Genomic DNA, 19,722 nt, shown 5'->3' on the forward strand with positions numbered 1-19,722 from the left:
GCCGCGCCCACCTGTCACTCCCCCGCCCCCAATCCTATAATTGCCACCGCAATTTCCCGGGCCGGGCCACAAGCCCGGCCGGCTCATACCCGCGGCCAGCCCATCCGGCCGGGACCGCGCCAGAAATAAATAAAGGAAGAAGGACGCAATATGTCATCCATTGCCGAACTGAACCCGACCCCGCTGTGGAAACATTTCTCCAGGCTGTGCGAGATTCCCCGGCCCTCAAAGCACGAGGAAAAGGTGGTGGCCTACATCCTCGACTTCTGCAAAGAACGTGGACTGGAAGCCAGGCTGGACCAGATCGGCAATATCATCATCAAGAAACCGGCCACTCCCGGCATGGAGGACCGCAAGATCCTCGCCATGCAGAGCCACGTGGATATGGTGCCGCAGAAGAACGCCGACACTGACCACGACTTCCTCAGGGATCCAATCCGCCCGCAGATCGACGGCGACTGGGTCACCGCCACTGGCACGACCCTGGGCGCGGATAACGGCATCGGCGTAGCGGCCATCCTGGCGCTGCTGGAGAGCACGGATATACCGCACCCGGCGCTGGAAGCCCTGCTGACGATCGATGAGGAAGCAGGAATGACCGGCGCCAAGCACCTGCAGCCGGGCCATTTTGAGGCCGAGCTGCTGTTGAACCTGGATACCGAGGACGAGGGCGAGCTGTACGTGGGCTGCGCCGGCGGCGTGGATATCAATGTGGCACTACCCTACTCCGCCGAACCACTGCCGGCGGGCCACAAGGCCTTCCGCCTGAGTGTGCGCGGCCTGCGCGGCGGCCACTCCGGGCTGGATATCGACAAGGGCCGCGGCAACGCCAACAAGATCGCCAACCGTATTATCGATACCGCCATCCGGGAGATCGAAGGGCTGCGCATTGCCGCGCTCGATGGCGGCACCCTGCGCAATGCCATCCCGCGCGAATCCTTCAGCACCCTCACGGTACCTGCGGACAATGCCGCCCGGCTGATGGAAATTGTCCTGCAGGAAAGCGCAGTGAGCAAAGCCGAACTCGACAACGAACCGAAACTGGATATCGCGGTAGAGGAAACCGAAGCCCCGGCATCTGTCATGGACCGGGAGAGCGAGCGCAGGGTTATCCGCATGCTGCGCGCCTGCCCCAGTGGCGTGGAGCGCATGAGCACCACCCTGGAGGGCATCGCCGAAACCTCCAACAACCTGGCCCGCGTGGTTACTGAAGAAAATGACGGCGAATACCGGGTGCGTGTGCAGTGCCTGGTACGCAGCCTCTCCGACAGCGCCCGCGACCAGCACGGTCTCAATGTCGCCGCCGCATTTGAGCTGGCCGGCGCAACTGTGTCGCTGGATAATGCCTACCCGGGCTGGACGCCCAATGTGAAGTCACCCCTGCTTGCATTGATGAAAGATGTCTACAAGGATATGACCGGCGCCGAGCCGGAAGTAAAGGTCATCCATGCCGGCCTGGAGTGCGGCCTGCTGGCCAAGCCCTACCCCCACTGGGATATGGTTTCCTTCGGACCCACGATCCGCCGCGCGCATTCGCCGGAAGAGCGGGTACATATCGAGAGCGTGGCGAATTTCTGGGAGTACTTCCTGAAGGTGGTGCAGGCGATCCCGGCAAAGCACCACTAAAGCACGACCGATGTGGCTCGCCAGCGCGCAATTCCGATAGACTGGTCCCCCGCAGCAGGAGAGATTTCCCTCCGGGTGCGGGGTAAGCAGATAACAGGGAACCGGACATGATTTACGGACTTGGAGCTCTGCTCGTCATATTGCTGGTATACGGCCCCTCGCTCTGGGTCCAGCTGGTGATGTGGCGCCACTCGAAACAGCGGGAGGCCATGCCGGGCACCGGAGGCGAGCTGGCCCGCCACCTGGTCGAGCGTTTCGGCCTCGACGGCGTCACCGTGGAACGGGGACGGCCGAATGGTGACCACTACGACCCGGCGAAGAAAATAGTCTCACTGAGCCCCCGGGTCCACGACGGCAAGTCCCTGACGGCTGTCGCCGTGGCCGCCCACGAAGTCGGGCACGCGATCCAGTTTACCCGCAACGAGCCCGTCAGCCACCTGCGGCAGAAACATATGGGCAAAGCCTTCTTTATCCGGAGGCTGGGCACCGGGCTGATGCTGGCAATCTCTTCCCTGGCCCTGGTCGCCAGGGTTCCCCATATCTTCGCTGTTGCCGTGGCAATCGGTGTGCTGACCATGATGGCATCCGCGCTGATGTATGCCGCCATCCTGCCAGAGGAGTATGACGCCAGTTTCAACAAAGCGCTGCCGATCCTGGAAGAGGGATATGTACCTGCGGAGCACATGCCCGCGGTCAGGTCGGTGCTCAAGGCAGCGGCGCTCACCTACTTTGCCGGTGCCCTGACAGAAATGCTCAGCCTGTGGCGATGGTTGCGGTTTATCCGCTAGGCTGGACATTGCCCCGGTGAGACACCCCAGACAATATGCACCCCCAACTGGCACTTCCATACCAATCTGTTTTCAGCGTGGCCTCATGAAGCCAGAGATCACTATAACCAGGGGTAGTATTTCGAGCTGAATGGAGGATTGCGCCAGCCGTCTTTTTTAGATGCAGCTCCTCCCCCTGAGGTATTCGCAACCTGCAGAATCACCAGGATTGAGATCAACCGCACATTCTGTGAAACCAGAATAGCCGGGATCATCGTTCCGCCGAATAGTGCAACTTTTTTCCCAGGCAGTTGCAGCATTATCAACGCTCCTTTCCGCACCACACCCTTGGGCGGAAAGCTACTGTAAAAAGAACTCTCTGAAGTAACTCCCTCCCCCACCTGTTGGGCCGCTCACGCAGCGGCCTTTTTTCTTTCGAAGCTCTGATGCCACTACAAGTTGTTCACTTTTTCAGGACAACACGACCTGCAACAACCGGTTAACCGGACCCTATAACATTTCAGCAAGATTAATTTCATATTCCTGTAAATCCCGATTCATCAGGTGGCGCCATTGTAGCCGCGCCAGACAAGAGCCGCGGAGATGAAGCGCCGACGAGCGCTACTGCCCGATGGATGGCAACAACGAAGTGGCCGGGTTGAATAACCACCTGTTAAAGAGGGAACAAAGGAATGAACAGTTCAAAAAGATTACTTTCCACAGCTATCTCCATGGTTACCGCCATGGCTTCAGCTGGCACCGTTGCACAGGACAACAGCAGTGAAAATATCGAGGAAGTGGTAGTACTCGGTAGCGGCGAGACGTTCAACAGCAGTGCTGTTACCGATGCGATGCGCAAACAGCAGTCTACGATAACCAGCGTCAACGCCCTGATCGACAACCTGCCCGGGGTATCCGTCAACGAGGGGGATACTTACGGCTTTGACGACTGGTCAACCAATATCTCTGTGCGCGGCTTCACCACCAGCCTGGATGAGCAGCAGATCGGCACCACCATCGACGGCATCCCCAACGGCGGTTCCAACTATGGCGGGGGTTCCAAGGCCAACCGCTTTATTGACCCGGCCAATATCGGCGGTGTCGCCGTGTCCCAGGGTACTGCGGACATTGCCTCCCGTTCCAACGAGGCCCTGGGCGGCACCATCAACTATCGCACCGATGACCCCACCGAAGATCGCCGTATGCGCGTCGAGATGTCCGGCGGCGAGTTCGATGCTCAGCGCTACTACCTCCGCTATGACACCGGCAGCTTTGCAGAAGGCAGCACCCGCGCCTGGATCTCCTACTCAAACCAGGAGGCGACCGACTGGATTACCGAGACCGCCGAAAACGAACGCGAGCATGTCGCGGCCAAGCTGGTAACCACAGTCCCGGCTGGCACCCTCTCGGGTTATGTTTCCTACGACGACATCCACGAGGATAACTACCAGCGTATCTATTCCGCCGCCCAGTTCGAGCAGTTCCCGGAAAATGACTTCCTCAGCAGTGAATGGAGCGGTGTGCCCTATATCGACCAGCTATACCGTCGCGGCTGGTCCACACTGCGGGAGAACCTGCTCGGCTATGCGCAGTTCGACCTGGACCTGGCAGAGAGCCTCAACCTGAAAGGCAGTGTCTACTACCACACTAATGAGGGGCGTGGCGACTGGGTACCGCCCTACCTGGTGGATGTCACCGATGACGGCGACAGCGGCCAGTCCGAGTTCCTCGGTGGCACCACCGCCATGACCGGTCGCAGTGCCGGCCAGTTTTTCTATGTGGACGCCGGCGGCAATGCGCTGGCACCGATCGAAGGCTGTACTTCCAATATTGTCACCATCTATGGCCAGGCCGGCGCACAGTACGACCCGGCATGTTATGAGGCCGGTGCCATCCCGGTGATGTCCTACCGCCATACGCACTATGAAAAGGAGCGCAGCGGCTTCAGCCTCGACTTCGCCCACAACGGTGAAATTGCCGGCCTGCAAAATGAGTTCCGCGGTGGCTTCTGGTACGAGGACGCCACCCGTGACGAACACCGGGACTGGCACCGGATCACCGATGCCACCAGTGGCCCGGAGTTCGACGGTACCCCCTACTGGGAGCAGTATCGCCGCAGCTATCCGCAGCAGACCAATAAGTGGTACCTGCAGGATGCCCTGACAATCGACAGCGTCACCCTGAGCCTCGGCGCCAAGCAGTTCCTGGTCGACGTGGAGCGCGAGGACCTGTTCTCCGAGAGCCTGGACGCAGACCTTGAGTCCGATTCCGATGTACTGCTGTCGGCCGGCCTGGTCTGGGAAGCTCCCATGGATGGCACCGAGGTATTTGCCGGCTATGCCGAAAACTTCAAGGCCATCGGTGACAGTGTCCTGGAACGGCCCGAATCCAACCTGGACAACCTCGACCCGGAAACTTCCGAGACCATCGAACTGGGCCTGCGGTACACGGGCGAAGCGCTGGCCGCCACTGCCACCCTGTTCCGCAATGAGTTCGATAACCGCATCATCTTCCTGGACAACAACACCGCGGCGGGCCCCAACTACCTGATCGGTACCAACGGCTCCTACTTCAATGCCGGCGGTATCGAGTCCGATGGCCTGGAACTGCTGCTGGACTATGACCTGAACCCGGGCCTCAATCTCTACGCTTCCTACACATTCCTTGATGCCAGCTATATCGGTACCGGTGATGCCGCTGTGGACGCTGCCCAGGGACTGGTACCGGGCAATAATGTAGTGGGCATTGCCGACCAGCTGTTCGTAGCCGGGCTGGACTGGCGTTCATCGCTGCTCTACGGCGGCCTGTCAGCCAAACTCACCGGCGACCGCTACGTGGACCTGGCAAACACCTGGGAGGCGGAGTCCTACGTCGTGGCCGACGCCTACCTGGGCCTCAACCTGGCGGACGTCAGCCCGGCACTGCAGGGGATCAGCCTCAACCTGGTGGTCAATAACCTGACGGACGAGGACTACCTCGGCACCGTGGTCTCCGGCGGCGCCTGGATCGGGGCACCCCGCACCGCCTCACTCTCCGCCACCGTGGATTTCTGACCGCTTATTGCAGCAATTGGCGGGCCGGCCCATGTCGGTCCGCCCCATAGCAGAGAGTACAATGTGTAAATCAAAAGTATCCCTGGTCATTGTCATACTGGCATTGGCCGCCAGGGTCCAGGCCGCAGACAACCTGGTGCTCGTCACAATTGACGGACTGCGCTGGCAGGAGGTTTTCTCCGGCTACGACCCGGGACTGATGGATAATGAACAGTTCACTGAACACCGGGAACTTTTGCTGGAACAGTTCGGGGCCAACACGCCAGAAAGCCGGCGGCAGAAACTGATGCCCTTCCTGTGGGGCACTATCGCCAGGCAGGGACTGCTGGCGGGCAACCGGGCCAAAGAATCCCGCGTGGAGGTGGCGAATCCCTGGTGGTTTTCGTACCCGGGCTACAATGAGATCCTGACAGGCCGTGCCGACCCAGAGATCAGTTCCAACCGGGCCGTGCCCAACAAAAACCATACCTTCCTCGAGTGGCTGCATAGCAGGCCGGCCTACCGGGACCGCGTGGCTGCGTTCGGTAGCTGGGAAGTATTCCCGGCGATTCTGAACCGCGATCGCAGCGGCATTTATGTCAATGCGGGTTTCCAGGATGCCAGCTGGGCCGGCATGTCCGCGCGCGCCCGCTTCCTGAATGAGCTGCAGGCCAGTACTCCGAGCCCCTGGACCAATGTGCGGCTGGATGCATTTACCTACGGCTTTGCCCGGGAGTTCCTACAGCAGCGCAAACCGAGGGTGCTCTACCTGGCACTGGGGGAAACGGACGACTTTGCCCACGATGGCGACTATTACCAATACCTCAATGCCGCCCATCGCAGCGACAGCTTCCTGGCCGATCTCTGGCGGACACTGCAATCGATACCGGCTTACAAGGACAACACCAACCTGGTAATCACCGTCGACCACGGTCGTGGCCGTACACCCGGCGCCTGGCCGCACCATGCCAGTCGGCGCGCCGTGCTCAGCTACTTCGATAACCTCGGGGAGTTCCGGGAAACAGGGGTTGAGGGTGCCAGTGAGACCTGGATCGCCGCCCTCGGACCGGATATTCGGGCCGCTGGTGAACTTGCCGGCGGTGTAACGCTTTACCTGGACCAGGTAGCAGCGACTTCCCTGTTACTGCTGGGTGAAAACCCGGAAGCATTTGCGAGGACCTACAGCACCGAGATTGGCAAGCCAATCACCCGCATTATCGCCAGTGACGTCCAGGTATCCCGGTAGCATTCCCCAATGGAGAACGCTAGGGTCCGGTTTCCAGCGCCGGGGCAGTGCTTCTCGCCGCATCCCCGGTCGCTCGCTCCAGCCTCTGGCCCAGCAGCGCCACCAATGCAGGCATCTGCCGGATGATTGCGCAGTCCTTGTCCCGGTCCGTTTCCGCCAGAGCTTCCCACGGCTTCAGGTCCGGGTGTAGGAAGCGGCTGTCGTCCCGCTCGGGCCCGACGCTGTACCCGGCCAGTAACTTGTCCGCTACCCAGCGCTGATGCTCCACCCGGGCTAGGGTTTCCAGCATCGGCCCGTCCCCGGGGAAGGCGGTCCCGGGTACGCCGTTGCCGGCTCCGTCGACGCGCCTGAAGCCGGCAATCCGCAGCTTTACGTCCAGGTGCGAAGCTGCCCGCTGATTGGCAAGTTTTTTGTAAAGGGGCAGTCCCTGCCAGTTTACTATCGAGGGATTATCCCTCTGTGACATCCCGGCACTACGCTGGCCTTCCAGGTAATACGCATGGATCGCCATTGCGACCCGATCGAGGGCATCGTTGACCACCACATCAATCGTGATGATTTCGTCCAGGCACTCAAAGTGCTCGATCGGCTCAGCCGGGTCAATGCGGGACTTGTCCCGGGAAATGGGCAGGAAATCATCGTCCACGACGTCTGCAATCCAGGACTGCTGGTTCAGGCAAACCACAAAATTGACAGCGTCGGTTCCCAGGGCATTACGCATGCGGTTCAGGCGCCTTACAGCGAGGATGCCATCGGCATCATGGGGCAAGGCGCAGTAACAGGCCACAAACTGCTCGGCCTGCATGAGCTCACCCCACTGCTCCAACTTGATCGCAACCGGGTCCTGGTAAATAAACTCCAGGTCGACAACCTGCTCAATATTGGCGCAACGATGGTAGAAGCGCGCCACTTCCCTTCGGCATTCCTCTTCGCACATGACGACCACACGGGGCTTGCGAAAATCAGCGTAATGAGCAGTGAGTGCATACTGCACCAGCAGCGAACGGGCCAGGGAGCCAAAACCCAGGATAAGTATATTCATCCTCCTGGAATCCGCTCCCCGGGGCAGGTAATAAAGGTCGGGAGCACAGTAATCAAAAATATTCCGGGCAATATAGATATCCCGGTTAAAAATTTTCAACTCCAGTTTCTCATCCACCAGGCTGAAAAAACTGTGGTTCTGGAAGATTTCACAGATCTCGGGGGAGTTGACCTGGATATGGCAGCGAAGCCTCGGGGTCGGCTTTTTTACGCCCCTTACGGCTCGCCCCCCGCTCTTTTTACCCTGCACACGTACCAGCCGGTGTACCACCTTGGCTACGGCGATATTGGCCTCGTCGTCACCGGTAAATACAAAGACCTCGCGCGCCGCAGTGACTTTTGCCCGGATAAAGGTTGCCGGATCCATTGCATCCCCAATCACCGGGATAGCCCCTTGCACGGACAGTGCCGCAACCCTGGGATTAACCGGGTTATGGTCGATTACCACCACGGCATGGGGACTCTCGGCCAGGTACTGCCTGGCCAGGCGAAGCCCTGTCTCGCCGATGCCGCAGATGATCACATAGCGGTGAGGGCGGAATCGCAGCAGAAACAGCGCCAGGTGCTCGCCAGTTCTCAACCAGATGGTCTTGATTGCCGTGTAAACGAGCAGGAATGGTGCCAGAATCCGCACCAGTTGCAGTGAGAGCGGCCAGCCCTCGGTGGTATCCGGGCCATTGAAGATGAATAGCTTGATCGCGCTATACAGGGCATCCCAGTGGCGCTCCAGCCCCGGGCCGGATCCACTGAGGACCTGGTAGTAGCCCAGGTAACCAAATACAAACAGCACACTGACCAGAAAGGAGACTATCAGCCATTCATTTCGCAGGGCCCAACCGCGGACCCGTTTACGCTGCGAAAACACGCTCATCGCCAATGCCCTCTTGTCACCAGTCAAAAGACCGTGCCCGCAAGACGGGGCACGGATTCAGCCCGCAAACTGATGGTTTACGCCATCGTGGTGTTCTTGATCATGGGATCCAGTACAACAGGCGGCTGCGAGGCATCACTGGTATCAAACAGGGTCAGGGTGTAGCTCCAGGTATCACCGTCATCATTTTCATCAGTGACAACCAGGGTGCGGTCTCCACTTTTTACGTTCTTGATGGAGAACTCGCCCTTTGTGTTGGAGGTAATACTGCTCGCCAGGAAGGAGCCTTTTGTGAAGCTGTAGTCACTGTAGACATCATCGGCGAGACGGAAGGCAATATCCACAGCGGTGCCCTTCTTTTTGCTGATGGTGATAGTGCCAGCCTGGTCGATGGAGGCAGGGTTACTATCCTGGCCGGGATCCTTTACAAACTCGACCTCACAGGAAGCGGGATCATCGGGATCAAAAGCGGGATTCTTGATAATGTTGATGCGAAACTTTGCATTACTCATAACTCTCTCCTTGAGACAGGTTTAGTACCTCGGGGTTGGCTTCCAGGCCGATACACTGCCTGGCTACTGCAATCACTTGTGAGTCTGTCGGCCTTCCCGGGCCGAGCAATGGCACGAACGAATCCTCGCCACAGTACAGGTTAAAATCCATGCGGTTGTCAGTGCCGGCCAGCAGCCGCTGCCCTTCGAGGAGCCCGGCTCGCCATTCTTCTGCCCCGGCACTGCTATCCATGGCTTGCAACAGGCCGGAAAGTACCCGGAGCGGCTCCAGCAGGCGCTGCTGGCCTGTCGCATCAAGCCCTGCTGCCCATCGGGAAAAATCTCCGACGGAGCCCACCAGGACGTCCCGGCGGGCACTGCCAAAATATTTAAGTGCCAGCTTGAATTCGGCCTGCCACCGCAGCTGCTGGACCTCAAAGCGCTCCGGCATTTCCCTGGCCAGCGAGCGTATATCGGCCAGTAACCGGTCTGCTTCTGCGGTTCCGATATGCCCGATAAGCGCATCATTCAGGTGGAACTTGTAGGCGCGCAGGCGGTAGTCGCGGTTCTCCGGATCCTGTTGCACAAGCTCCCGGGCAGTTTCCCCGGCCAGGGCACGGTAGCGTGTTAGCGCGACGGTATCGCCAGTGCGGTGATACAGCCGTACCAGCGCGTTCTGCGCGGTCATGGTGTAATCGAGCAGGTTGTTGCGATCCGGTTCCCGGGCCAGCCAGTCGTCGATCAGGCGCAGCTCTTGTTGCCGGCTGTCGATGGCGGAGTCGAATTCCCCCAGCATGAAATACGCCGAACCGATCCAGGCGAGGTTATTGATCCGCGCCTCCCGGTTATCATTATTATCTGGCAGACCGGCGAGGATGGTCCCCGCCTCCTGGAACAATTCCAGGCCCTCGCGATACTGCGCATCCCGGAATTTCAGCACTGCCTGGGTATTGAGTGCATAGAACAGCTCCATCTGCCATGCAGGCCTGGCAGGCTCCAGCCGGACCAGTTGCCGCGCCAGCTGGAGATACTCGTCGAACCACCTCTGGGCCTCTCGGTAGTGACCGCGCTGGTAATCGGGATAGCCTACCCAGAAGACGCTCTGCGCGTGGTCAAAGATGCGATCGGGGTTGGCGGGGTCCCGTGCGAGCAATTCGCCGGTGGTAACGGCTGCCCGGGAGAACAATTCGATGGCTGCGTCCGTATCCCCGGACAGGTCGCGGATCTCTCCCAGCAGGTGCATTGCAGAGGCCTGCCTGCCCAGCGCATCGGCGTTCAGTGCACTGTGGCGCTGGGCGCGATAGAAGCTGAGGACTTTCTCCCCCACCAGGTCAAGCGCATCGAGCCTGCCGATAGGCTCCAGCCGGTCCCGCAGGTCCGTCAGCATGAAGTTAACCAGGTCCTCGGCTGCCAGGCGCCTCTTTTCGGCGATATCGCGGGCATTGATGGCGGCGTAGGATAGCGCCGCCAGTATCGTCACCGCGACCAGGGCCGTCGCCGAAATCAGTTTCTGCAGCTGCATCCGCCGCTGGTGGTCGCGCCGGGCCAGTTCGTCCAGTCCCAGCCCCAGCATGGTTGCCAGCAGTTTGAGGAGCGCCATGCGCTTGCCATCACCCCGGGACCGGATATCCGAGGCAAGGGGCTCTGCCGGCTTATCGCTAAGGTTTCCGCTGCGGTCTATCCGGAATCGCAATGCCGGCGGCAGGCACTCCTGTTCGGGCCGTCCCGACAGAGAGGCAAGGGGCTCGCCATCGACAACCAGGGCGAGGATACGGCCCTCACCATGCTGTCGCTTGAAAAACAGGATTTCATCATTGACCCAACGGGAGGCGGCAGCTGCCGGCGAGCACACCACCAGCAGGTAACGACTCTCCAGCAGCGGTTGCCGCAAGTGCTCTGTCAGGTCCGGCCCCACGGAAAGATCAGTTCGGTCACGGAATATTTTTCCCGGGCGAGCCTGGAGAATCCCCTCCGGGGTCCGGCGGCCGACCAGGTGACGGGGCAACCGGTAAGACTCCAGCGCACGCTGCAGCCACCTGGCGTGTCGCTCATCGGTGTGGCTGTAGCTGATAAATGCCCGGTAACGCTGGGAGTTATTATTTTCGCTCATCTGAGCCCAGTACCCGGCGGATTCGAAGGCAAAGAGACTATTCGAATTTTATCGGTGAAACCAGCAGGCTTTTTCCGTCAAGATGAAAGCGACGCAAGCGAGATTGTTTCTGCGCCAGTTTCACTCTGGGGCAGCTAATTCCCGCCACTCGCTGTCGCGCCGGCTGACCAGGTGCCCGATAGAGACGCCAATTGCAAACAACCGTCACCTGGCGGGCATTTCCTTCTCAGGTCGTGACGGGGTATATTCGTCACGACTGTCCGTCCATTGATTCAAGGAGAGGCTCCAGTGTCCGCAACTTTATACAGAACGGCAGTGTTCGCCGCCCTCGCGTCCCTGCTTGCCGGCTGCGGGACTGCCACCACCCTGGGACAGCCCGACCGGGAAGTTGCCGCAGAACTCCGCCGCCAGAATACCTATTGTGAATCCCTGCCACGGGTATACAGCGGTGTCTCTTACAATGTCTGCAAGTTGAATTCGAAGCGGAGCTCCACCGTAATCCTGCCAATTGCCGGCTTCTATGTCTTCGATACAGTGCTGTCGTCAGTAACCGACACGGTTGTGCTGCCCTTCACTATTTACGCACAGAATAAGGACGGCAACCTGCGGCTCGATGTGCCTCGCTAGTTTTATTTCCGGGAATCCCGCCGGCCCACTATCGCGATGCAAAGGACAACTGTGCAGTTAATATTTAAATCCCTGCTTATTTTTCTTTTGGGCGCAGGGCCGGCCATTGCTGGCACGGCAACCTCTTCATCCTCCCCCTTTACCATTCCCCGCACGGAGACGATCGCAGTAACCGACCCGGAAACACAGCGAAACTACGAGCTGTTTATCAAATTGCCCCGCAGTTATAAAAAGCAGGGCATGGGCGACAGGCGCTACCCGGTAATTTACATGACCGATGCCATGTATACCTTCCAGGTTGTTTCCGGCGCCACCCGCTACCCCATGGCCATCAAGAAAATGGAAGAAGCCATACTCGTGGGTGTGTCATGGGATAAAGCTATTCACTCGACCCCAAGCCGCGTCCGCGACTATACCCCATCGATCGACACCGAATGGAAGCTCGAAACCGGGGGCGCCGAGGCGCACCTGCGATTCCTGCGCGATACGGTGTTCCCCACCGTCGAGGAACACTATCCGGCGGATCCGGCGGGCCGTACCTATGTGGGCAATTCCCTGGGTGGCCTGCTGGGTGCCTATGCGTTACTGAAACATACCGGGATGTTCCGGAATTACGTTCTGGGGAGCCCATCACTCTGGTTCGACGAGCGGATTATTTTCGACCTGGAGGCAGAATACGCGCGAAAGCGCCAGGACCTCAGGGCCAGGGTCTACCTGTCCATCGGTAGCCTGGAGCATCCGGGGCACTATAAGAGCTGGCCCCACGACCTGGTGGCTGACGCGGACCGTTTCCACCGAACCCTGTCCGCCAGGCACTACCCCGGCCTGGAGCTGGAATACCGGGTCATTGAGGGGGCTGACCACGAGACGGCCTTCCCCACGACGGCCATCCAGGGGCTTTACTGGCTGTTCAGGATTTAACCAGGGCCGCCCTCTCCAAAGACAAAACTGCGGACGGGGCACTGGCTGTGACCGGCCGCTTCACGCATAATTGCCGGCCGCTTCCGAAAACAGAATGAATGGCCCGTTGTATGTGGTTCAAGAACCTGCGTGTATACCGCCTCACCAAAGAATTCGATCTCACTGCCGAAAAATTGAACGAATTACTGGAGCCGGGGCAGTTCGTGCCCTGCGGCAGCCAGGACGCGGCCCGCTACGGCTGGGTGCCGCCACTGGGACGCCACGGCTCCGAGCTGGTCCACAGCACCAATGGCTACCTGATGGTCTGCGCCAAGAAACAGGAGAAAGTCCTGCCCGCCGGCGTGATCAATGAGAAGGTGGACGAAATGGCCCAGGCCATCTCCCAGAAGGAAGGCCGCCAGGTGGGCCGCAAGGAGCGCCAGAACCTGAAGGACGAGGTCCTGATGGAGATGCGCCCCAAAGCCTTTGCCCGTTCCCGCCTGCATTACGCCTATATCGCGCCCCGCGACGGCTGGGTGGTGGTGGATGCCTCTTCGGCGTCCGCCGCAGAGGAACTGCTGGAAAACCTGCGCGAGGCGATCAGCAGCCTGGCGGTGGTCCCTCTGGCGGCCAAAAACCTGCCGCAGCAAACCATGACACACTGGCTGCATGCCCCCGAGGCACCGGCGCAGTTTGAGTTCGGCCATGAGTGTGAGCTGCGCGACCCGAAAGACAGCGGCAGCGTGATCCGCTGCAAGAACCAGGACCTGTGTGCCGAGGAAATCCACAACCACCTGGTGGCGGGAATGCAGGTGCACAAGCTGGGCCTGACCTGGCGTGGCGGCGTGGAGTTTCTCGTTGACGACCAGCTGTCCCTGAAACGGGTGAAGTTCAGTGATGAGCTGATCGAAAAAGCGGACAGTGCCGACGCCGACAATGCGGCACAGCGATTCGACGCCGATTTCTCAGTGATGACCATCGAGATCTCCGCCCTGCTCACGGACCTGCTGGTAGCTTTCGGCGGTGCCAACACGGAAACAGCAAGCGTGGAGGAAATCGTCGCGCGGGCGTCCCGTGCCGAATCCGAACATGCAGCGGCGGAGGTAGACGAGGTCGTCTTCTGACCGTCACCGCGAACAGGAAATTAGCCCCGGGGACAACCCCGGCAGGAAAAGAGGAGGGGGCTCTCACTGACAGCCCCTACTTTCCTGCAACAAGGCAAAATTTAAATACGGCCCGTTACAACACGCGTAACTGCCCGGTATAAGCCCGTTCCCGAGCACTGTTCCCTACCCTGCCTGTTCAGCCTATACCGCAGAGCCTGGCAGGCCATCGCGGGCACTGGATCCTGCTCCAGTCCCCGCCCCCAAACCTCTTTGCCTCCTTCATGGCCATTCCAACCATCAACTAATCGACGAGCCATACCGTCCTGCCCCGGAACAAAAACAGCGGGTAGACACGACTGCAACCGGAAATTATATTCACGCCAGACCGCTTGTTAAAAAGTTTTACCAGGATTCAACTAGTGAAAAAGATTTTATTTTTATTATGTCTTATGCCCGGCCTGGCGGTTGCAAAGGTGGATACCCACTTTGGGCTGGGCCTGGGAACGCAATACGGTGGCCTGGCAGGTTTCAAGTTTACCCTCGGCAACGCAGGTGACAGGTTTTCAGCCGGCGCCGGGATAGCAAATTCAGACTGGGACACAGAGGACGCTTACGGTATTGCCCTCGCATGGGAGCGGCTGATGACGGACCAGCATGCACTCGGTGCTTTTGTCCGTACCAGCCACCGCGACCTGAATCATGTAGCCATCACCAGGTACGACGCGATCCAGGACACTCTCGTCATAGAGCGCGCCGGCACCTTTTACGAAACCTTTGTGGGTGGCTCCTACACCTATTATTTCGACAGCGCAAAAAATAGTGGATTATCGGCTGGGATCAATATCGGCAAGGAATACACTCATTCCGATAGCTACCAGGAGTTCGAGAACGGCATTACCTGGGGCCTCCAGATTGGCTACCAGTTTTAACTGGTGACAGTGTGCCCCGGCAAGGAGAGGCGATGACCACACTCAGTGAGATTAACCTGGTCAACTTGTCAGGCCTGTTTGTCGCCGTCTCCGCCATCACCTACCTGGTTATTGCCAGGGCACGCCGCGCATGGCCAAAGGTCCGCGGCAGGGTTGAACAGAGCAAACTGGATGCGGAAATACATGAGGGACCCGGTATCAGTGCCAGTGAATACCAGGTAACCATCGGTAAAAGCCGCTCCATCAGTTATACGCCGGTACTGCGATACCGCTACCAGGTCCGGGGGCGCGAATATATCGGGTGCAAACTTTTCTCGGTCAACCTGCTACCCATCCGCCCGCAGGACCTGCTGCCGGTCGTTGCCGGTTCAACCGTGGACGTCTTTTTCAATCCCGCAAACCCCGCTCGTGCCTACCTGCTTCCATCCGGGCTGGTACTACCTGTGATTTACCTGCTTATCGGTACCACACTGGCACTACGGGATGCCGGCCAACTGGAAGCCGTCCGCGCAATTGCCGCGGATCTCTGGCACGCTTTTACCCGGCTCGGCAAGCCCTAGGGCAGCCGGATCAAACTGCCAGCAGACACAGCTCTCAGTGCCACGCAGGGAGCCCGTTCGCCATTTCCTGGTCTAAGCTCTGTCACTGAATACCTGCCAGCCACATAGAGCAAGCTCCGGGCTGGCGACAGCTCCACCGACGGATCGGAACCTGCGCATGAGTCACAATACTTTCACCGCCCTCTTCCTCTCCCTGTTCCTGGCTGGATGTTCAGGGGCTTCGGTTTTCTCGTCAGCCGACGATGACTCACGCTGGGGAGACTACCGCACCTTCGGTTTTGTACAGTCAGGTGGCGCCAACAGCCGCGTGGAATCCATCCTGCAGGCAGAGGTCACCCGGCAACTGAATGCCCGTGGCATGACCCGCAGCACCAGTCCGGATATCCTGGTGAATATCGCCGCCTACACCGAGAAGTTGCCCAAGACACGGATTTCACGCACCACAGGCTTTGCCGCGGCACGCTATCCCTTTTTGCAGGAGTACTACCGTGACCTCGGGGAGAAGCACTTAACCGATATCGATGAGCAGACGGAGGGCAGGCTGACCATCGACGTGCTGGACGTCAGGCAACGGGAGATGGTCTGGCGCGGTCGTACCCGGGGGCGCATTACCCCGGCAATGATGGCCGACCCGCAGGCAGCGCTGGCCAGTGCGGTAAACGAGGTATTCCAGAAATTCCCGAAAGCTGGGGGATAACCCAGGGAAATAAATGCTGGATAGACCGGCGGCCGGCGGACCGGCCACCCTGCCAGGTCAGACCCGGACGATCGGCCGGCCTTCCCGACTCCACAGCACGTGATATTTCTCGTTTTCCGGCCGGTCATTGCGGGAGAAAGTATGCGCGCCGAAGAAGTCCCGCTGCGCCTGCAGCAGGTTGGCGGGCAGTGATTCGCGGCGGAAGGCATCATAATAATTGAGCGCTGACGAGAGCGCCGGCACCGGAATCCCGCGCAGGCTGGCGTCCGCCACCGCCTGGCGCCAGTTGCCCTGGTTGGCCGCGATCTGCTCGATAAAGTAATCATCCAGCAGCAGGTTCGAGAGCTTGTGGTCGCGCTCGTAGGCAGCGCTGATGGACTGCAGGAAAACCGCACGGATAATGCAGCCGGCGCGCCAGATGCGCGCGATCTCGGCAAAGTTCAGCTGCCAGCCCTGTTCCCGCGCCGCCAGCTTCATCAGGTCGAAGCCCTGCGCGTAAATACAGATCTTCGCGCAGTACATGGCGTCATGCAGCTGGGCGATCACGCTGTCCCGCTGCTCCGCGGGCACCGCCTCCACATCCGGCCCCAGCAACTTTTTCGCGGCGCGGGAGCGCAATACCTTGCGTGTGGACAGGGAGCGGGCAAACACCGCCTCGGCGATACTGGGAGCAGGACAACCCACTTCCAGGCTGCTTACCGCAGTCCACAGGCCGGTGCCCTTCTGCCCGGCGCGGTCCAGGATCACGTCCACCAGCGGCTGGTCGGTGTCTGCATCCACGGTAGCCAGCACCTCGGCACTGATATCGATCAGGTAGCTGTTCAGCGGCCCCCTGTTCCATTCCCGGAATACCGCCGCAATCTCGGTAGGGCTCATCTCCAGCGCACTGCGCATCACGTCGTACGCCTCGCAGATCAACTGCATATCGGCGTACTCGATGCCGTTGTGCACCATTTTCACATAGTGGCCCGAGCCGATCGGGCCGATATAGGCAGCGCAGGGCTCACCTTCCTTGACCGGGTTACCCGGCTCGAAGCGTTCGATCGGCTGGCCGCTTTGCGGATCCACCTTGGCGGCCATGGCATGCCAGACCGGCTCGATACGGGCCCAGGCATAGGGATCGCCACTGGGCATCAGGGACGGCCCGAACCGGGCCCCCACCTCGCCGCCAGACACGGCAGTGGTAAAGAAGATCAGGCGCCCCTCGTAGCGCTTGCAGCGCTCGACGGAGTCGGTCCACAGGCTGTTGCCGGTATCGACCACGATATCGTCGGCCTTGAGACCGGCATCCAGCAACTTGTTGCAGACATCATCGACGGGAGCGCCCGCAGGCACCGACAGGATCACCAGGTGGGGAGCTTTTACCCGCGCCAGCAGCTCGGTATAGGAATTACAGGTCTCAATCCGCGCCGGCTGGTCACCGCGCTCCTGACGGTCCTGCTCCAGCAAAGCCTCCAGGCGACTGTGGTCCAGGTCAAAGGCGCAGACCCGGAATCCGTTATCGGCCAGGTTCAGGATCAGGTTCTTACCCATCACCCCCGCGCCAATAAAACCAATGTCGCACAGTGAGTCGGTATCAGCCATGGATCGCTCCGGAAATCGTGAAATGAAGCCTGGCGGGCGCCAGATTGGGCGCGAAGTATAGCAATACGCCGACGCTACCGGGAGGCCAGGAGCCAGCCCGGAGCGGCGCGCATACCGACGTGACCGCCGGACAGAGCATTCTGCTAAAAAGATAGCAAGGTACAGTCATTGGCTCTCATGATGTTGCGTATTCAGGTACCATACGCTGACTCAACAGACATCAAAACCGGGACGGCCGAGCCAGGATTATGCCGGGCTCGCCGGAGACAGGCAGGAGCAGTACAGGAACCATGAATCAACAGGCACTGATTGAATTTTACCTTGCACACCAGTGGCTGGTACTGCCAGTGTTTATTGTCCTTGTCATCGGGGTGGCCCTGCTCTGGTTTGGCGGGCTGGTCGCGGCCCTCGTGGCCCTGGGCAACAGGCAATGGCTGTGGGGCATACCCACAATCATCCTGGGCCCGTTTACCGGCCTGCCCTACGCCCTGCTCTACCCGGGCCGGGCGGAATATGCCCGGACGCTCATGCTGCGGGGCCTGGCAATGGTGCTGGGGGCACTGGTTCTTCTACTCTTGATCTGGCTCTTTGCCTGACCCCATCACCGGGGATGACTTCCCTGCACCAAGAGCCGGGCTGTCCAGTTCGCGCAACCCGGCCGCTTGCCTGGCAACCTCGCTCGGCACCCGAACTACGCGTCCCTCTCTTCCGCCCACATTTCCAGCCCTCGCCGTCCTGTAAGGCGCTGTAATCCAGCGCGGTATAAACCACCACATCACGGCGGTAGACTGGTCCCAGCAACCTGGGAATCAGGGGGCACTTGCTGGCATAACGCAACCGGCCAATAACTGCGTTCTTCATTCGAGCAGAGCACCACAGGAACAGACAATGAAACTCTCACCCCGAATTTCCCTCCGGGCCATTTCACGCGCTGTTATTGGCGGTATCGCCTGCACCCTTTACCTGTTCGTCTCCGCCGGCCTGCCCGCGACTTCGGTGGCGGCAACGCTACCGGGTCAGGTCCAGCCTCCCCGGTACATCTGCCCGCCGTGCAATCATGAACAGGACCTGTTCCAGGCCAGTGCCGTCAGGGCCCGAGGCTCCTGCCATGTGTGTGGTATGGAACTGGTGGAGAAGCCGCTGCGACTGGATACCGCGGAGGGCTCTATCCGGGAGGGCTCCGGCAGCTTCCTGGTGGATAGTAATACCCCCGACAGTAACCCGCTGGCAGTTTTCTATCACCGACCCGAAAATCTCCGCAAGGATGCGCCGGTGGTGATTGTGCTCCCCGGTGCCGGCCGCAATGCCTGGCGCTACCGGGATACCTGGGTTGACCCCTCGGAGAAATACGGCGTGCTGGTACTCTCACCCCACTATTCCGAAAAATATTACCCGGAGTTCTGGAGTTACAATATTGCCGGCATGATCGAGAACGTGCGCATCAATAAAGAGCGCACCCGGGTAAGCGGTTACGACATCAATCGCCGGGCCGAAACCTGGCTGTTCAGCGACTTCGACCGGATATTTGAAACCGCTGTCGCGGAACTTGGCATGACCACGGCGACATACGACCTGTTCGGCCACTCCGCCGGTGGCCAGGTCCTGCATCGCTATACTCTCTTTGCCGGCGATAGCAAAGCACGGCGCATCCTCGCTGGCAATTCCGGCTGGTACACGGTACCCCGCTTCGACAAGCCATTCCCCTTCGGCACAGGCAGCGACATGCTGGACAGGGACGGGTTGAAAAAGGCATTCAAGCGTGAGCTGGTGGTATTCCTCGGCGAACTGGACAACGCCGACGAAACCCGAGGCCACCTGGTACGCACCCCCGACGTCAACTGGCAGGGCGACCACCGCCTGTCGCGCGGAAAATATTTTTTCGCCCAGGCACAGGAGCGGGCCCGGGAGTTGGGAACGGAACTGCAGTGGCAACTGGAAGTGGTTCCCGGTGTGGGGCACGATTACCCGGCGATGGGCAAGGCTGCGGCCGACTACCTTTACGGGGACTCCAGGCGGCCATAAAAGTGTGCCGGCACAACGCAGCGGCCATGTGGAAAGTAATCAATTCCATATTGCCGGGCAAGCGTACCTGTTTACCGGGTTCATCTGGCTACAAATGACCGGCTCTTCTAGCA

General features: G+C 59.8%; 17 protein-coding genes. 12 read left to right on the top strand and 5 right to left on the bottom strand.

Features of this window, described 5'->3' with window-relative positions:
* Positions 1-150: 150 nt before the first annotated feature.
* Together LVD10_RS11695 and LVD10_RS11700 are read left to right on the top strand one after the other, a co-directional pair.
* Entirely contained in the window at positions 151-1,626 is a 1,476-nt protein-coding gene (locus tag LVD10_RS11695; RefSeq protein ID WP_237063743.1) for an aminoacyl-histidine dipeptidase, read from the top strand.
* A 107-nt stretch (positions 1,627-1,733) separates the two neighbouring features.
* Positions 1,734-2,414: a zinc metallopeptidase gene (locus LVD10_RS11700; protein WP_232941699.1), complete on the top strand. Its 681-nt coding sequence runs from the start codon at positions 1,734-1,736 to the stop codon at positions 2,412-2,414.
* A gap of 101 nt (positions 2,415-2,515) precedes the next feature.
* On the opposite strand, the gene LVD10_RS11705 is transcribed toward LVD10_RS11700, so the two are convergent.
* The gene (locus tag LVD10_RS11705) at positions 2,516-2,713 is read right to left on the bottom strand and encodes a hypothetical protein (RefSeq protein ID WP_232941698.1); all 198 of its coding nucleotides are present in this window, start codon (positions 2,711-2,713) and stop codon (positions 2,516-2,518) included.
* A 372-nt stretch (positions 2,714-3,085) separates the two neighbouring features.
* Here LVD10_RS11705 and LVD10_RS11710 point away from each other — a divergent pair, with 372 nt between their 5' ends.
* Positions 3,086-5,446 carry a TonB-dependent receptor domain-containing protein gene (locus LVD10_RS11710; RefSeq protein ID WP_237063744.1) on the top strand — a complete coding sequence of 787 codons (2,361 nt, stop codon included), beginning with the start codon at positions 3,086-3,088 and terminating at the stop codon, positions 5,444-5,446.
* Positions 5,447-5,507: 61 nt separating this feature from the next.
* Positions 5,508-6,671, top strand: a complete 1,164-nt coding sequence (locus LVD10_RS11715) for an alkaline phosphatase family protein (protein ID WP_237063745.1) — start codon at positions 5,508-5,510, stop codon at positions 6,669-6,671.
* Positions 6,672-6,690: 19 nt separating this feature from the next.
* On the opposite strand, the gene LVD10_RS11720 is transcribed toward LVD10_RS11715, so the two are convergent.
* The 3 genes from LVD10_RS11720 to LVD10_RS11730 all read right to left on the bottom strand — a co-directional run bounded on the left by LVD10_RS11720 (position 6,691) and on the right by LVD10_RS11730 (position 11,184).
* The gene (locus LVD10_RS11720) at positions 6,691-8,583 is read right to left on the bottom strand and encodes an NAD-binding protein (RefSeq protein ID WP_237063746.1); all 1,893 of its coding nucleotides are present in this window, start codon (positions 8,581-8,583) and stop codon (positions 6,691-6,693) included.
* 77 nt (positions 8,584-8,660) lie between these two features.
* Positions 8,661-9,095 carry a hypothetical protein gene (locus LVD10_RS11725; RefSeq protein WP_232941694.1) on the bottom strand — a complete coding sequence of 145 codons (435 nt, stop codon included), beginning with the start codon at positions 9,093-9,095 and terminating at the stop codon, positions 8,661-8,663.
* Positions 9,088-11,184 carry a toll/interleukin-1 receptor domain-containing protein gene (locus tag LVD10_RS11730; protein WP_237063747.1) on the bottom strand — a complete coding sequence of 699 codons (2,097 nt, stop codon included), beginning with the start codon at positions 11,182-11,184 and terminating at the stop codon, positions 9,088-9,090. Before LVD10_RS11730 ends, LVD10_RS11725 begins: the two co-directional genes overlap by 8 nt.
* A gap of 288 nt (positions 11,185-11,472) precedes the next feature.
* On the opposite strand from LVD10_RS11730, the gene LVD10_RS11735 reads away from it, so the two are divergent.
* From LVD10_RS11735 to LVD10_RS11760, 6 genes are all read left to right on the top strand, one after another.
* Entirely contained in the window at positions 11,473-11,811 is a 339-nt protein-coding gene (locus LVD10_RS11735; RefSeq protein WP_237063748.1) for a YceK/YidQ family lipoprotein, read from the top strand.
* 36 nt (positions 11,812-11,847) lie between these two features.
* Complete coding sequence (locus LVD10_RS11740) at positions 11,848-12,732, top strand: alpha/beta hydrolase (protein ID WP_255774686.1); 885 nt, start codon at positions 11,848-11,850, stop codon at positions 12,730-12,732.
* A gap of 110 nt (positions 12,733-12,842) precedes the next feature.
* Positions 12,843-13,835 carry a recombination-associated protein RdgC gene (gene rdgC / locus LVD10_RS11745; RefSeq protein WP_237063752.1) on the top strand — a complete coding sequence of 331 codons (993 nt, stop codon included), beginning with the start codon at positions 12,843-12,845 and terminating at the stop codon, positions 13,833-13,835.
* Positions 13,836-14,290: 455 nt separating this feature from the next.
* Complete coding sequence (locus LVD10_RS11750) at positions 14,291-14,746, top strand: hypothetical protein (protein ID WP_237063754.1); 456 nt, start codon at positions 14,291-14,293, stop codon at positions 14,744-14,746.
* Between the two features lie 32 nt (positions 14,747-14,778).
* Entirely contained in the window at positions 14,779-15,306 is a 528-nt protein-coding gene (locus LVD10_RS11755; protein ID WP_237063756.1) for a DUF3592 domain-containing protein, read from the top strand.
* 157 nt (positions 15,307-15,463) lie between these two features.
* Positions 15,464-16,003: a DUF4136 domain-containing protein gene (locus LVD10_RS11760; protein WP_232941688.1), complete on the top strand. Its 540-nt coding sequence runs from the start codon at positions 15,464-15,466 to the stop codon at positions 16,001-16,003.
* A 57-nt stretch (positions 16,004-16,060) separates the two neighbouring features.
* Here LVD10_RS11760 and gnd read toward each other — a convergent pair whose 3' ends face one another.
* Complete coding sequence (gene gnd / locus LVD10_RS11765) at positions 16,061-17,587, bottom strand: NADP-dependent phosphogluconate dehydrogenase (protein ID WP_237063758.1); 1,527 nt, start codon at positions 17,585-17,587, stop codon at positions 16,061-16,063.
* Between the two features lie 290 nt (positions 17,588-17,877).
* On the opposite strand from gnd, the gene LVD10_RS11770 reads away from it, so the two are divergent.
* Both LVD10_RS11770 and LVD10_RS11775 read left to right on the top strand, forming a co-directional pair.
* On the top strand, positions 17,878-18,183 hold the full coding sequence (locus tag LVD10_RS11770) for a hypothetical protein (protein ID WP_232941686.1): 306 nt from the start codon (positions 17,878-17,880) through the stop codon (positions 18,181-18,183).
* Positions 18,184-18,475: 292 nt separating this feature from the next.
* Positions 18,476-19,609 carry a hypothetical protein gene (locus LVD10_RS11775; protein ID WP_237063760.1) on the top strand — a complete coding sequence of 378 codons (1,134 nt, stop codon included), beginning with the start codon at positions 18,476-18,478 and terminating at the stop codon, positions 19,607-19,609.
* The last annotated feature ends 113 nt before the right edge of the window (positions 19,610-19,722 follow it).

This window comes from Microbulbifer zhoushanensis, assembly GCF_021729055.1.
Taxonomy (GTDB): Bacteria; Pseudomonadota; Gammaproteobacteria; order Pseudomonadales; family Cellvibrionaceae; genus Microbulbifer; species Microbulbifer zhoushanensis.

Coding starts and splice junctions, on each gene's coding strand:
- LVD10_RS11755 (WP_237063756.1), top strand. CDS start 14,779: ATGACCACACTCAGTGAGATTAACCTGGTCAACTTGTCAGGCCTGTTT.
- LVD10_RS11760 (WP_232941688.1), top strand. CDS start 15,464: ATGAGTCACAATACTTTCACCGCCCTCTTCCTCTCCCTGTTCCTGGCT.
- LVD10_RS11715 (WP_237063745.1), top strand. CDS start 5,508: ATGTGTAAATCAAAAGTATCCCTGGTCATTGTCATACTGGCATTGGCC.
- LVD10_RS11770 (WP_232941686.1), top strand. CDS start 17,878: ATGAATCAACAGGCACTGATTGAATTTTACCTTGCACACCAGTGGCTG.
- LVD10_RS11720 (WP_237063746.1), bottom strand. CDS start 8,583: ATGAGCGTGTTTTCGCAGCGTAAACGGGTCCGCGGTTGGGCCCTGCGA.
- LVD10_RS11705 (WP_232941698.1), bottom strand. CDS start 2,713: ATGCTGCAACTGCCTGGGAAAAAAGTTGCACTATTCGGCGGAACGATG.
- LVD10_RS11725 (WP_232941694.1), bottom strand. CDS start 9,095: ATGAGTAATGCAAAGTTTCGCATCAACATTATCAAGAATCCCGCTTTT.
- LVD10_RS11775 (WP_237063760.1), top strand. CDS start 18,476: ATGAAACTCTCACCCCGAATTTCCCTCCGGGCCATTTCACGCGCTGTT.
- LVD10_RS11710 (WP_237063744.1), top strand. CDS start 3,086: ATGAACAGTTCAAAAAGATTACTTTCCACAGCTATCTCCATGGTTACC.
- rdgC (WP_237063752.1), top strand. CDS start 12,843: ATGTGGTTCAAGAACCTGCGTGTATACCGCCTCACCAAAGAATTCGAT.
- LVD10_RS11730 (WP_237063747.1), bottom strand. CDS start 11,184: ATGAGCGAAAATAATAACTCCCAGCGTTACCGGGCATTTATCAGCTAC.
- LVD10_RS11700 (WP_232941699.1), top strand. CDS start 1,734: ATGATTTACGGACTTGGAGCTCTGCTCGTCATATTGCTGGTATACGGC.
- LVD10_RS11740 (WP_255774686.1), top strand. CDS start 11,848: ATGCAAAGGACAACTGTGCAGTTAATATTTAAATCCCTGCTTATTTTT.
- gnd (WP_237063758.1), bottom strand. CDS start 17,587: ATGGCTGATACCGACTCACTGTGCGACATTGGTTTTATTGGCGCGGGG.
- LVD10_RS11695 (WP_237063743.1), top strand. CDS start 151: ATGTCATCCATTGCCGAACTGAACCCGACCCCGCTGTGGAAACATTTC.